Source organism: Flavobacterium proteolyticum (assembly GCF_015223105.1).
Lineage (GTDB): Bacteria > Bacteroidota > Bacteroidia > Flavobacteriales > Flavobacteriaceae > Flavobacterium > Flavobacterium proteolyticum.
Genome location: NZ_JADFTZ010000004.1, coordinates 118,190 through 131,464 on the forward strand (window position 1 = coordinate 118,190; position 13,275 = coordinate 131,464).

The following is a 13,275-nucleotide window of genomic DNA, read 5'->3' on the forward strand; positions in this document are numbered from 1 at the left end:
TTTGACCTAATTTTAACGAATATTTATTGCAATGCAACGCGACGAACAAATTTTTGACCTAATTCTTGATGAACAAGACAGACAAATTCACGGAATTGAATTAATTGCTTCTGAAAACTTTGTTAGCGACCAAGTAATGGAAGCGGCAGGTTCATGTTTAACCAACAAATATGCTGAAGGATATCCTGGTAAAAGATATTACGGAGGATGTGAAGTAGTAGATATTGTAGAACAAATTGCAATTGACAGAGCAAAAGCTTTGTTTGGTGCTGAGTATGTAAATGTACAACCTCATTCTGGTTCTCAAGCCAATACAGCAGTTTTTGCAGCATGTTTAAAACCAGGTGATACTATTTTAGGATTTGACTTATCTCACGGAGGTCACTTAACGCATGGTTCTCCTGTGAATTTCTCAGGAAAATTATACCGTCCAGTATTTTATGGAGTAGAAGAGGAAACAGGTGTTTTGAACTATGATAAAATCCAAGAAATTGCTTTAAGAGAAAAACCAAAAATGATTATCGCAGGAGCTTCGGCTTATTCTCGTGATATGGATTTTAAACGTTTCAGAGAAATTGCAGATAGCGTTGGTGCTTTATTGCTAGCTGATATTTCACACCCAGCAGGATTAATTGCTAAAGGTTTATTGAATGATCCAATTCCACATTGTCATATTGTAACTACAACTACTCACAAGACTTTACGTGGTCCAAGAGGAGGAATGATTATGATGGGGAAAGATTTCGAAAACCCATGGGGATTAACCACTCCAAAAGGAGAAATCAGAATGATGTCGCACGTTTTAGATATGTCGGTTTTTCCTGGAAATCAAGGAGGACCTTTAATGCATATTATTGCAGCTAAAGCGGTGGCGTTTGGAGAATGTTTAACAGATGAGTTTTTCCGTTATGCTATGCAAGTAAAGAAAAATGCACAAGCTATGGCAGAAGCGTTCAATAAAAGAGGTTACAAATTAATTTCGGGTGGTACTGATAACCACATGATGTTAATCGATTTAAGAAACAAAGGAATTTCAGGTAAAGATGCAGAAAATGCATTGGTTAAAGCTGAAATTACAGTAAATAAAAATATGGTGCCATTTGATGATAAATCACCATTTGTTACTTCTGGTATTCGTGTGGGAACTCCAGCAATCACAACTCGTGGTTTGGTAGAAGAAGATATGGAAACAGTTGTAGCTTTAATCGATAAAGTATTAATGAATCATACAGATGAAGCTATTTTAGAACAAGTGGCTGAAGAAGTTAATGATTTAATGAGTGAAAGAGCAATGTTTGTATTTTAATCTTTCAATTAAAAATAAATAAAAAAATCCGAGCAATGCTCGGATTTTTTTTGATATCGTAATTCGTAATTTTCTTATTCGTAATTATTTTCCGTCTCTGTCTACTTTAATTCTTTCAGGACGATTCGCTAATTCCCAAGCTAAAGCAAAGGCTAATTGTGCACGTTTTGCTAAGGCATCGTATTCGATTTTGTCAGGTGTATCACTTGGTAAGTGGTAATCCGCGTGGATTCCGTTGAAGAAGAAAATCGCTGGGATTCCTTTTTTTGCAAAGTTATAGTGGTCAGAACGGTAGTAAATTCTTTCTGGATCTTTTCTATCGTTGTATTTGTAATCTAACTCTAATTTGGTGTATTTCGCATTCGCTTCTTCGTTAATAGTATGAAGTTCACTACTTAATCTGTCTGAACCAATTACATAAATATAATTGTTTGTACCAGGGTGAAGTGTATCTCTTCTTCCCACCATATCAATATTAATATCTGCAATGGTATTAGCTAATGGGAATAATGGATTTTCTGAATAATATCTTGAACCATGTAAACCATGTTCTTCACCAGTAACGTGTAGGAATAAGATAGAACGTTTTGGACCATGACCTTTTTTCTCTGCTTCTTTAAAAGCTTGTGCAATTTCTAATAATGCTACCGTTCCTGAACCATCATCATCGGCACCGTTATAGATTTCACCATTTTTCATTCCTACGTGGTCGTAATGAGCTGAAATAACTAAAACTTCATCTGGTTTTTCAGAACCTTTAATGAAGGCCCAAATGTTTTCTGAATCATTTAATTTAGGAGCGAATCCTCTTTTCATGAATTCAGAAGGTACTTTTTGATAAAAATCAGTTGCTCCAGGAGGAAAACTGATTCCCATCTTTTTATACTCATCAATTAAGTATTTTCCTGCTTTCTTTTGTCCTTCTTCTCCTGTGTTTCTACCTTGCATTTCATCACCTGCTACAATGTATAGGTGTTTGCTTAGTTCAGGAGCCGTAATGGTGTTAATGTAAGTGCCTGCATCTGCTTTTGTGGCTACCTTTGTTGATGAACAACTCATCAAAATCAAAGATAAAACAGCACTTGAAAACAATATTTTTTTCATAAAAGGTGTTTGTTGGTTTTTAATTCTAAAACAAATATAATTAGTTAGTAGTAAAAATGATTTTTTTATTACACTTTGAGAGTAAATTTAACAAAATTTGAAGATTAGTACCGATTATTACAAATTTACATTGAGTAACTTTGCATGGCACAACAATTTTATAATGAGACTAAACCTAAACGATACGTTTAATAAACAACTTCCGGCTGATAGTGATACTTCCAATACACGAAGACAAGTATTTGGTGCTGCTTTTTCCTATGTAACGCCTCGAGTTCCAAGTCATCCTAAATTACTTCATGTTACAGCTGAGGTGGCTGAATTTATTGGTTTATCCAATGAAGATGTTTCATCTACCGAATTTTTAGAGCTAGTTTCAGGAAGTAAAGTGTATCCTGAAACCCAACCGTATGCTATGGCGTATGCGGGACACCAATTTGGGAATTGGGCAGGACAATTAGGTGATGGAAGGGCGATTAATTTGTTTGAGGTATTACATAATAATCAACGTTGGGCATTACAATTAAAAGGAGCAGGGGAAACGCCGTATTCTAGAAATGCTGATGGTTTGGCGGTGCTGCGTTCTTCTATTCGAGAGCATTTGTGTAGTGAGGCGATGTTTCATTTGGGTGTGCCTACAACGCGTTCGTTATCTTTGGTAAGTACTGGTGATAAGGTATTGCGCGATATTTTATACAACGGAAATCCTGCTTATGAAGATGGAGCGGTGGTATGCAGAGTAGCTCCTTCGTTTATTCGTTTTGGGAATTTCGAATTGTTAGCAGCTCGAAAAGATATTGTGAATTTACTAGCTTTAGCAGATTATACGATTAACTATTTCTATCCCGAAATTAAAGCAACAGGAAAAGAAAAGTATTTGGCTTTTTATCAAGAAGTAGTGAATCGAACGGTGGATATGATTGTGGAATGGCAACGTGTAGGTTTTGTTCACGGGGTAATGAATACCGATAATATGTCGATTTTAGGACTTACGATTGATTACGGTCCGTATGGATGGTTAGAAGATTATAATCCCGATTGGACTCCGAATACTACCGATGCAGAGGGAAAACGTTACCGTTTTAGAAACCAACCTGATATTGCGTTGTGGAATTTGATTCAGTTAGGAAATGCATTGTATCCTTTGATTGAAGATGTTCCAGCAATGGAGGCTATTTTGAATAGTTATAGTCATCGTTTTGATGCGAAGTTTCCTGTTATGATGCAAGAGAAATTGGGTTTAGCATCAGAATATGATACCGATTTTCAGGATGAATTGACAACGCTATTAACGGCTTCTGAAACCGATATGACGATTTTCTATCGTAATTTAGCCAACGTATTAAAATCAGATACTATTGAGATTGCTTTATCGAAAATAGAATATGCGTTTTACCAACCTGATGCTTTGGTAGCTACATTGAAAACGAGTTGGATGAATTGGATGGAACGTTATTTGCAAAAGTTAAATGATGAATCGCTTTCGGATGCTGATAGAAAAGCTAAAATGAATCTAGTGAATCCGAAATATGTGTTACGCAATTACATGGCACAATTGGCTATTGAAGCCGCAGAGAAGGAAGATTATTCTTTGATAAACGAACTTCATGAGTTACTGAAACATCCTTACGATGAGCAACCAGAAAATGAGAAATGGTTTGCAAAGCGACCTGATTGGGCGCGGAATAAAGTAGGGTGTTCGATGTTGTCTTGTAGTTCTTAGGTAAATAGTTCAACATTCAACATTCGTTAATCGAAATTCAACATTCAAGAGATGCTTGACAGCATGACAAACAATACGGATAGTTTATGTTTACTATGAAAAGTGAAACGCCTAAAATCAACATAAAAATAGACTTATGTGTCTATGTGTTTAAAAAAAAATATAAAATATGAAAAACTGGAATCCCATTACTACTGAACAACAAGTAAAAGATATTGTTGAAAAATCAAATGAAAAACCGCAAATTATCTTTAAGGATAGTGTGACTTGTGGTATTAGTGCTTATGCTAAAGAGCGCTTGGTTAACGGAAATGATTTACTAATTGCTAAAGCCGAATTCAATTATTTGGATTTGCTTTCGTATAGAAGTGTTTCTAATTTTATTGCGGATGAATTAAATGTGATTCACCAATCGCCACAGATTATTGTGTTGAAAGATGGAGAAGTAGTGTATCGTGTTTCGCATCACAGTATTCAAGCGGAAGAGATTGCGAAGTATTTGTAATTAGTAATACAAAGTAAACCCCATCGTTTTTGCTAAGGCATATTGTTTTTTATATAAGGCTTCGGTAATTCGGATTACGTTGTCGTCATCGTAGCATAAAGAGAAAAATAAGTTGTCTAAAATGGTACTTAGTATTGGTGCTGGGTAACGATAGCCTGAAACAGCTGTTGTACCTGTTACATCAATGAAGTACTGAGCGGTTTCTGCATCTAAATTCAACTGCATGGTATTAGCAAAGTGCAATTGTTTACCTTTTAATTTTCCTTCAAAGATTTCGGCAATTTCTTCTAAAGAGTAGTTGTAATTGTCTATCTTAATTTGATTGCCCTGCCCTTCAACAACCAAATAGATTATTTCGTATTCGTGAAAGTTGCGGTCTTCGTATAGTAAGGTATTTATATTACTTTCAAAACTTTCAATGCTGTCGCAAGTTTGGTAAACGTTTGTGATTCCGTATTGTAGTGCTAATTTTTCCAATGAGGGTAAAATAGTGCTATTGTAGTTTTGCTGTAGGTTTGGAACAGCTTCTAAACAGTATATTTTAAAATCACTATTAAAGTTGGGCATGTGGTTTTAATTTAGATAAGCAAAGATAGGGATTTTGGAACGCGGATGAAATGGGTCCGCCAAGGCGGAGCGCTGATGGTGGCGGTTTTTTTTATTACCTTTTGCCTTCGAGTGCCTCAGGCAACGGTTGGAGTAGTTCTTATTAGAGTAATGAAAGGGAGTTGCATGGTTTTTTTAAGTGGGTTGTGTTAAGAGGCGTTGCACTTGGCATAGTTAACATTAGACTACACGTAGAGTTTGTCATGCTGCTAAGCATCTTTTTTACTAGGATGATAATGTAAACAAACGGTATAAACGATAACTTAGACTTTGTTCTTACACTTGTTCTTGATTTTTTATTAAAAATTTAGTTTTATTTATTTACTGACATTCAAATGGTTGGGAAATGGGTGAGGAGGAAAGTGTATTTTTTTTACTTTTTTCTTTTGAAAACGTTTGCAGAAATAAAAAATCGTTCTATATTTGCACTCGCAATACGGAAGTAGTGCACGACTTATTGGAGAAATGGCAGAGTGGTCGAATGCGGCAGTCTTGAAAACTGTTGACTGTAACAGGTCCGGGGGTTCGAATCCCTCTTTCTCCGCTCAAAACCCTGAGAATCTAGTGTTTTCAGGGTTTTTCTTTTTTGGTTGACACTCTAGTTGACAGTACTATTACTTTTAGTATTCAGATTTTTTCTTTTTTTTATTTAGTTTTTTACTAATTTAGAGAATAAATAGTTTTTAATTTAATCTTGAATCTAGCAACTTTATGAAAAAAACAAATTTTAAATTTGAGGATATCTCATTCTATGTTGATAATTTAGTGCCTTATATATCTAATAAGCTAAATTTTAAAATTAATAGATTACATAACTTAAATCGTAAAAGATTTGCTTTAATTTTTTTTAGCTCATTATTAATATTACCTTTTAGTCAAGTAATAATGTTGCTTTTGTCAAATGAATCAAATGGTTTTTATTATTTTTTGCTTTTTATAGTTCTCATTTTTGGCATTTACATTAATTCAAAGTTAATTTATTTTCATAATAATATTTTGAATTTGAAAGTAAATAGAGACGAAGAATTGTTGATAACTGAACGATATGGAAATGTAGTTGATATTGAAAATATTAAAATAGAAGAAAGTAATCATATTAATATATTGAACGATAATACTCAATTTGATGATAAATTTAAGTTTTGGCTAAAAGAAGTTGTTAAAGATTTGAATATTTCTAGCAAAAAAGAGTTTGTTGTTCTATTACTTTTTATAAAAGAAAGTGTGCTTCCATTGAAAAGTGATAAATGGTTAATTGAAAATTTTAATTTAATTTTTAAAGTAGAAATTAAACCTCAATATGTAAGTCATATTAGAGGCACTGAACTTAAAAATATTAATACAGAAACTAATTTCTCAAGGACTCAAAGAGAGTTTTATGTGTTATTTGATAATATTAATACTCACTTTACTGAAAATTATAGGAAAAAGGAATAAGTAGCTATATTTTTTTGGTTTAGTTTACTTTATCAATTTTAATAAAGTGTTACAAATATTAACATTGCATTAAATTTAAAAAATGCAATATTATGACTCATGCAAATCCATTTGAAGCAATTCATTCAGAGTTAAATGAATTGAAAGGTTTGGTAAAACAGATTCTTACTGCGCCAAAAGAAGATTATTCTCTAAAAATTTACACAGTAAAAGAGGCTGCTAAATTATTTAGATGTGACGTCCAAACAGTAAACAAACACATTAAGCAAGGTACAATTGAAGCTTTCAATGTTGGCGCACGTAAAAGAATCAAACATGACCAGATATTTGATTCTAATAATCATGTAAAATCCTTAAAATATAAAAGACAAGTATAGAACTACCATTCTGCACTTGTCTTTTTACGTTTAATCTTGTTTTGTATATAACGCAAATATACAAATTAATAAATTATTGTATATGAAAAATTTATATTTAAGGGTTGGAACCAGCTATTATAAACGTTCCTTATATCCTTCATTGTCAAAAGAGTCGATAGAAGTTTTAGTACAATGGTCGCCTGAATTAATAAGACAGGATCATGGAAAGAATATACTTTCAGAGATTGAAAAATATGATGGTTTTATCTGTATGCCAGAACATAATCCAAATTTATTCAAGAAAAGAATAGGTGATTATTACAATACTTATCATAAGATTTCTCACATTCCTAAAGAGGGGGATATTACTAATACATTATATTTTATTGAGTATATTTTTAGAGATCAAAAAGAGTTAGGATTAGATTATTTACAACTTTTATATTTAAAACCTACTCAGATTTTGCCAATTTTATGTTTAGTTTCAAATCTCAGAAGTACAGGAAAATCAACTTTTCTAAAATGGTTAAAAAATGTATTTGAATACAATATGACATTTTTAACTAATAATGATTTTAGCTCTCAGTTTAATAGTGATTGGTCCTCTGATAAAATAGTTGTTGCTGTAGATGAAGTTTTATTTAAAACTGATGAATTAAGCGAAAGAATTAAATATTTATCAACTACAAATTCCTTTAAGACTGAGTCTAAGGGAAAAGATAAAAAAGAGACACCGTTCTTCGGAAAATTTATTTTGTGTTCAAACAATGAAACTTCATTCATAAAAATTGACCCTTTGGAAATTCGTTTTTGGGTTTTAAAAATTGAAAAATATGAAAAAGAAGATGTTGATTTTTTAAATAAATTAATAAATGAAATTCCAGCTTTTTTATGTTTTCTTTCTAATCGTAAACTTTCAACTGATAATCAGTCAAGAATGTGGTTTACTCCCCAACAGATTAGAACAAAAGCTTTAGAGAAGTTAATTAGATATAATTCAAATAAACTTGAGGTTGAATTAGCAAGTATTTTATTAAATACGATGGACAATCTAAATTTGGAAAAAGTTGATTTTTCATTTACTGATTTACAAAATTTACTTAATAAGTTTAGAATAAAATATATTGCAAGTGATGTGAAGAAAATTATTCGTGAAATATGGAAACTCGAACAGCAATCAAATTCAAATCAATATCAAAAAGTCACAATAACAAATGATTTAGATTTTTACCTGAATTCAAGTAAAGGAAGGTATTATTCTATCACAAGAAATTTTTTGACTAAAAATTATGATGAAATGATGACAAATGATAGTTAAATGTTTTGTTTATTCCCTTTAAGGATTTCATCACTTTGTCATCATTTAATCATCAAAAATAAATATGATGACAGAATTGAAGAATTCTACAATATGATTTGATGATTTGATGATATATTGATGACTTGTAGAAGGCTTATTTTTAAAGGTTTTAGCTTCTTTTTCATCAAATCATCATTTTTTTACTAATTTTTTCCCTTTTGTTTTTCAGTCTCGATTTTAACTTAAGGGAATAAAGAGAATATTTATGAAACAACATATAATAAAATTTCGTGTATCAAAATTAGAGCAAGCCATAATTAAAAAGAAAGCAAAAGATTCCGGAATGGCTGTTTCAGAATTATTGCGAAGACTTGTCTTAGGCTATAAATTGACATCAAAATTGAGTCCTGAAGAAATTGAAGTATACAAAACACTGGCCAACTTTTCTACAAATTTTACAAGAATTAGTAATCTATTTAAGCTGGGAGATGTAGAAGGATTAAAAAAAGAAACATTAGAAACCTCAAGAATTATTAGAGAACACTTAATGAAGCTAAAATAGATATATGATTGGTATGGCTAAAGCATGTTCTGGTGGTGGTTCTTTATTGAATTACATTATGAATGATAGGAAAGGTTACGAGTTGTTTAGAAACAATCTCTGTGGCTTAAATCCAAAAGAAATAATTGAAGAAATGAGTATAATTCAAGATTTAAACCACAGAGCAAAAAATAAAACGTTAAGTTTGGTTCTGTCTCCTTCAATTGATGATGCTCATAAATTATCTAATTCAGAACTTAAGACGATGATAGTCGAATTTATGAAAGAGCTTGGTATTAATGCTGATAACCACCAGATACTGGCATTTGTTCATACAGAAAAAACTCACAAGCATATACACATCTATTGCGGGCGTTTGAATATGGAAACAGGAAAAATGGTTAATGATCACTTTATTGGTAAGAAGGCACAATGGGCAGCTCATCGTATTGCTTCGCGACGAAATCTAATTTCGGCTAAACAAATCATGATTAATAAAATTAAAGCTAATCAAAATGAAGGTTTTACAATTCCAAAATCTACAAAAGACGAAATTTACAATAAGCATTTAAAAGCTATTGAAAGACAATATAATTCTCTAGAAGAATACTTTCAAGTAATGAAGATAATGGGAGTTGAAGTGCAACCTTCAATAAATAAACAAGGATTAATTCAAGGTTATCGATTTGTAAATGTAGCCACAAAAGAAAGCTTCAAAGCCTCTGAAGTTAATAGAAAAATTAACTTAAAAGATATAGTCGGAAAACCTATAATAGAAACTAATCAAAAGCCAAAAATAAAGTTTAGACATGGCAGGTAAAAAACAGCCTGGTTTGATTGATATGGTCTCAATCTTACTAGAAGAAATGGAGAAAAACAGAAAATCAACTAAAGATTTATTTGCTGTTGCAGATACATTAAATTCAAAAATGGATAGTTTGAAAAATCACAATCCTAAATTGAATATTGATTCTCTAAAAGTTGAATTAGATAAATTTCAAAATCAATCTAATCTGAACAAAAACGAAATGATTAAATTAGTTTACAATCATATTGAATCGCTAAAAAAGCACCGATTGGAAATATCACAAATTAAACCGCCAGATGAATTAAGTTGGTACCAAGATATAAAAGTATGGTTGATAATATTCTTAAGTTTTTATTCAATTTACATAAGTTATCTATTATATCAGTCAAACTCAAATTTATCAACGTTAATTGAACTGAGAACAACATTAAATAGTAAATAAACATGGCTGATTTATTAAAGTTGAAAAGGGAACTAGAGGTGATTAGTAAGATACTAAGTCAAAGTCTAGATAACATCAATTTTGAAATTGAAAATAGTCATACTGAATTATATTTTTATTCAAAATATGTCAAAGTTCAATTTGTTTACCTATTATCAATACTTTACACAACTCTATTATTAGCCATTCTTTATATTTTGATGAGTTGGCACTATAGCCAAGTAAATCAATTAAATGCAACATCTGTTAAGTTTCAAAAAATAAGCTATGATAAAGGTTATAATGACTGTACTAATAAATACAAACAATTTTTTCTTGACAATCCAGCGGCAATGCATGATTTAGAAATTTGGGTAAATAATTTAGAATAATTTCATATTTAGTATGAAATTATTTGTTAAATTTAGAGTTGTATTTTAAAAGCATTATTATGGAAAATTTTAGATTTTATTGGGATGAGTATGTAGCCAACAGAGAAAAGCATGAAGATTATTACAATGTTATGGAGAATTACTCTGATACTCCAATTTTAAATGAAATAATACGCTACTTGAATGAGAAATTCCCCAATTGGAATACAAATTCAGGAATTGGATTTTATGCTGCTGAATTTGTTTCTGATATTATAGATGAATTTGAGTCCTATTTGAATTATAATGATTCTGAGGAAGAGGAAAATGAAGATTGTGAAGCAAATGAAGAAGATTTTACAAAAAAGGAATTAGAATTCTTACATCAAACTATTTCTTCCTACTATACAACTACATTAGAAAACTTTGAACATAGATTTAATATGTATTCAATTGATGAATTTGAAGCTTATTTAGAGAGTCTAATTGAAAATGAAGTTGATGAAAAGAAAATAGCAGAGCTAGAAGATTTATCTCAAGAAGCCTATGATAAAATGTATGATGAATTTAAAATTAAATTAAAAGAAAAGATTGTTTACGACTTCAAAAGTGACATTGTATTTGATTAGAACTAAAAAACCTTAAAATCCTTTAGCGGTAAAACTTATCGAGATGTGCCTTTGTGTCCACAAATTTCTCCGAATTTGCGAACACAAAGGCAATCTCGTTTTTGCTCCCGAAGGTCGCAAAAAGGGTTTTAGATTATTTTACGAAGTTCAAATATTTTTTTTAATTGACATTAATTCAATCACATATTACTTTATTTGCGCCACTTATATCTTAATAATTATTTTAATTGTTTTTAGTATATATATTTATCAGTTTTAAATAGTTAAAACGTATAACATTTTTTATTTAATAAAAATTTAATAAGAAATTATATTGAAATTAACATAAATAGCTATTTTTGAGGAGATAAATAAAACCAATATGTACAAGCACTTTTTCAAGGTACTTATTTTTTTAGTAAGTATAAATTTATATAGTCAATCTGATTATATTAAAAATAATGCCACTTTATGGTTAAAGAATGATACAATTAGTAATAATTGTTCAGATTACAACTATAATTGCTCTTTGAGTCAATTAAATAGTGATTACAGGTTATACAGTAATCAATTTTCCTTTTTTATTGCTTTTAAAACTAATAATAGTATAAATAAGGATATTGTTTCTTTAAAGTATGGCAGTAAAGTTATAAAAGTTACTAATAAATGTGTTTTGAAGCAAAATGATACAATCACTACTTTAGATAGTAATAAAAGCGCAAAGATTGTTAGCTATTTGCATAATGATGCTTCTTTTTCAAAAAAAGGAAAACTATTTATTGATTTATTAAACAATCAAAGTAATGAAGACGATATTTTAGAAATAATTTTTATTCCTAAAGTAGTTAGTTTGTTTATGAAAGAAAAAGTGGAAACTTATTTGTCTTTAAAGTACGGTATTTCACTAGAAGAGAATCAATATTATAGAAGCGTAAGTAACGATACTTTATGGAATCCTGCAACTTTAGCTGATTTTTCTAAAGATGTTACTGGAATGGGTAATGATAGTGATAATTTTTACAATAAAAACAAAAGTTATAATTATAATTTAAAAGGAATAGAAATTTATACTGACACCATTTTTAATGCTAAAAATTATGTTCTATGGGGGCACAATAGTAAAAGTAAATTAATTGTAAATCATAATGAGTTAACTATTAATAATTACAAAGTTTGGCATTTTAAAAAACATCTTGACTCAATTGATAATAGATTATTCAAAATAAAAATAAACCAAGAACTTTGGAATAGTGCTATTGATACTTTATTAGTAAATGAAAAGATTTATTTATATGTGTCACATTATAATTCACAAGGAACTATTGAATTGTCTAGTGGACAATATTATGAAGGAGTGTTAAATGCAAGTAATGACATCGTTTTTGAAAATATAAATTTACTTAATGATTCAAGATTTATATTCATTAAAGCTCCAGATATGAATATGCTTGTTCGAAAATCAATCAATTGTGATGAGAATACAAAATTAAGCTTGGATTTTATTGAAGGAACTTATCCTGTCAATTTAACGGTTAGTAATAATTTGTTAAGTAGAAAGTATAATTCCGAAAATTCTAAATTGGTAATTGACGATTTACCTGAAGGTAAATACAATATAACGGTTAAAGATAAATTTGGTAACGAGAAGAAATCAGAAGTTGAAATCAAAAAGGATAAAAAATTTCAAGTTAAATTATCTGAAAATTGGGAATTAACCGAAAATGGTTTTGTAATAATTACACCTGAGATACTTGATTCTGAAAAAAATCTTGAGTTTAAATGGTATAAAGATAATGAGGTATTGGGATTAGAAAAAACTATAAAATTAAATGAAGAAGGAAATTATTCTTTAATCATAACAAATGGTATTTGTGAAGATAAATTTGATTTTAAAGTAAACTCTAATACTTCCAATTTGATTTCTCTATTTCCAAATCCTTCTAAAGTAAGTGAAGAAATTACTTTACAACTTCCAAATGATTTCAATAAATCTGTTGAAATTAAAATTAACGATATAAATGGAAAATTAATTAAGCTGATGAAAAGAGATAATATAAATGAGAATTCATTTAAGTTCAAAATCGAGACATCAGGTGTTTATTTTGTCCATCTTAAATCAGAGAACTTAACCAAAGTTTTCAAAGTAATTGTCTACTAAAAATAACTATTAAAAATATATACCATTC

General features: G+C 30.0%; 14 protein-coding genes and 1 tRNA gene. 13 read left to right on the forward strand and 2 right to left on the reverse strand.

Features of this window, described 5'->3' with window-relative positions; all coding sequences use genetic code 11:
- The first annotated feature begins 31 nt into the window (after positions 1-31).
- Positions 32-1,306, forward strand: coding sequence for a serine hydroxymethyltransferase (gene glyA / locus IM755_RS09625; RefSeq protein WP_194096236.1), 1,275 nt, complete (start codon positions 32-34; stop codon positions 1,304-1,306).
- Positions 1,307-1,390: 84 nt separating this feature from the next.
- Here the strand turns inward: glyA and IM755_RS09630 are convergent, their stop codons facing one another.
- Positions 1,391-2,410: a M28 family metallopeptidase gene (locus tag IM755_RS09630; protein ID WP_194096238.1), complete on the reverse strand. Its 1,020-nt coding sequence runs from the start codon at positions 2,408-2,410 to the stop codon at positions 1,391-1,393.
- A gap of 160 nt (positions 2,411-2,570) precedes the next feature.
- Here IM755_RS09630 and IM755_RS09635 point away from each other — a divergent pair, with 160 nt between their 5' ends.
- Both IM755_RS09635 and ytxJ read left to right on the forward strand, forming a co-directional pair.
- Complete coding sequence (locus IM755_RS09635; RefSeq protein ID WP_194096389.1) at positions 2,571-4,133, forward strand: protein adenylyltransferase SelO; 1,563 nt, start codon at positions 2,571-2,573, stop codon at positions 4,131-4,133.
- Positions 4,134-4,302: 169 nt separating this feature from the next.
- The gene (ytxJ, locus tag IM755_RS09640) at positions 4,303-4,638 is read left to right on the forward strand and encodes a bacillithiol system redox-active protein YtxJ (RefSeq protein WP_194096240.1); all 336 of its coding nucleotides are present in this window, start codon (positions 4,303-4,305) and stop codon (positions 4,636-4,638) included.
- Here ytxJ and IM755_RS09645 read toward each other — a convergent pair whose 3' ends face one another.
- Complete coding sequence (locus tag IM755_RS09645; RefSeq protein ID WP_194096242.1) at positions 4,639-5,205, reverse strand: DUF6642 family protein; 567 nt, start codon at positions 5,203-5,205, stop codon at positions 4,639-4,641.
- Positions 5,206-5,703: 498 nt separating this feature from the next.
- Here IM755_RS09645 and IM755_RS09650 point away from each other — a divergent pair.
- From IM755_RS09650 to IM755_RS09695, 10 genes are all read left to right on the forward strand, one after another.
- Positions 5,704-5,788: transfer RNA gene (locus IM755_RS09650), tRNA-Ser, on the forward strand.
- Positions 5,789-5,955: 167 nt separating this feature from the next.
- Entirely contained in the window at positions 5,956-6,681 is a 726-nt protein-coding gene (locus IM755_RS09655; RefSeq protein WP_194096244.1) for a hypothetical protein, read from the forward strand.
- A gap of 92 nt (positions 6,682-6,773) precedes the next feature.
- Positions 6,774-7,058 carry a helix-turn-helix domain-containing protein gene (locus IM755_RS09660; protein ID WP_194096246.1) on the forward strand — a complete coding sequence of 95 codons (285 nt, stop codon included), beginning with the start codon at positions 6,774-6,776 and terminating at the stop codon, positions 7,056-7,058.
- A gap of 82 nt (positions 7,059-7,140) precedes the next feature.
- On the forward strand, positions 7,141-8,358 hold the full coding sequence (locus IM755_RS09665; RefSeq protein WP_194096248.1) for a primase-helicase family protein: 1,218 nt from the start codon (positions 7,141-7,143) through the stop codon (positions 8,356-8,358).
- A gap of 247 nt (positions 8,359-8,605) precedes the next feature.
- Complete coding sequence (locus tag IM755_RS09670) at positions 8,606-8,902, forward strand: plasmid mobilization protein (protein WP_194096250.1); 297 nt, start codon at positions 8,606-8,608, stop codon at positions 8,900-8,902.
- Positions 8,903-8,906: 4 nt separating this feature from the next.
- Positions 8,907-9,701: a relaxase/mobilization nuclease domain-containing protein gene (locus IM755_RS09675; protein WP_194096253.1), complete on the forward strand. Its 795-nt coding sequence runs from the start codon at positions 8,907-8,909 to the stop codon at positions 9,699-9,701.
- Positions 9,691-10,131 carry a hypothetical protein gene (locus tag IM755_RS09680; RefSeq protein WP_194096255.1) on the forward strand — a complete coding sequence of 147 codons (441 nt, stop codon included), beginning with the start codon at positions 9,691-9,693 and terminating at the stop codon, positions 10,129-10,131. Before IM755_RS09675 ends, IM755_RS09680 begins: the two co-directional genes overlap by 11 nt.
- 2 nt (positions 10,132-10,133) lie before the next feature.
- Positions 10,134-10,502 carry a hypothetical protein gene (locus tag IM755_RS09685; RefSeq protein ID WP_194096258.1) on the forward strand — a complete coding sequence of 123 codons (369 nt, stop codon included), beginning with the start codon at positions 10,134-10,136 and terminating at the stop codon, positions 10,500-10,502.
- A 59-nt stretch (positions 10,503-10,561) separates the two neighbouring features.
- On the forward strand, positions 10,562-11,110 hold the full coding sequence (locus tag IM755_RS09690) for a hypothetical protein (protein WP_194096260.1): 549 nt from the start codon (positions 10,562-10,564) through the stop codon (positions 11,108-11,110).
- A gap of 652 nt (positions 11,111-11,762) precedes the next feature.
- A complete protein-coding gene (locus IM755_RS09695) occupies positions 11,763-13,247 on the forward strand; it encodes a T9SS type A sorting domain-containing protein (protein WP_194096262.1) in 1,485 nt (494 codons plus the stop codon).
- The last annotated feature ends 28 nt before the right edge of the window (positions 13,248-13,275 follow it).

Bases quoted from the DNA above. Each gene is read 5' to 3' on its own strand.
- glyA (WP_194096236.1), top strand. From the start codon at position 32: ATGCAACGCGACGAACAAATTTTTGACCTAATTCTTGATGAACAAGAC.
- IM755_RS09690 (WP_194096260.1), top strand. From the start codon at position 10,562: ATGGAAAATTTTAGATTTTATTGGGATGAGTATGTAGCCAACAGAGAA.
- IM755_RS09660 (WP_194096246.1), top strand. From the start codon at position 6,774: ATGACTCATGCAAATCCATTTGAAGCAATTCATTCAGAGTTAAATGAA.
- IM755_RS09655 (WP_194096244.1), top strand. From the start codon at position 5,956: ATGAAAAAAACAAATTTTAAATTTGAGGATATCTCATTCTATGTTGAT.
- IM755_RS09645 (WP_194096242.1), bottom strand. From the start codon at position 5,205: ATGCCCAACTTTAATAGTGATTTTAAAATATACTGTTTAGAAGCTGTT.
- IM755_RS09685 (WP_194096258.1), top strand. From the start codon at position 10,134: ATGGCTGATTTATTAAAGTTGAAAAGGGAACTAGAGGTGATTAGTAAG.
- IM755_RS09670 (WP_194096250.1), top strand. From the start codon at position 8,606: ATGAAACAACATATAATAAAATTTCGTGTATCAAAATTAGAGCAAGCC.
- IM755_RS09665 (WP_194096248.1), top strand. From the start codon at position 7,141: ATGAAAAATTTATATTTAAGGGTTGGAACCAGCTATTATAAACGTTCC.
- IM755_RS09675 (WP_194096253.1), top strand. From the start codon at position 8,907: ATGATTGGTATGGCTAAAGCATGTTCTGGTGGTGGTTCTTTATTGAAT.
- ytxJ (WP_194096240.1), top strand. From the start codon at position 4,303: ATGAAAAACTGGAATCCCATTACTACTGAACAACAAGTAAAAGATATT.
- IM755_RS09630 (WP_194096238.1), bottom strand. From the start codon at position 2,410: ATGAAAAAAATATTGTTTTCAAGTGCTGTTTTATCTTTGATTTTGATG.
- IM755_RS09680 (WP_194096255.1), top strand. From the start codon at position 9,691: ATGGCAGGTAAAAAACAGCCTGGTTTGATTGATATGGTCTCAATCTTA.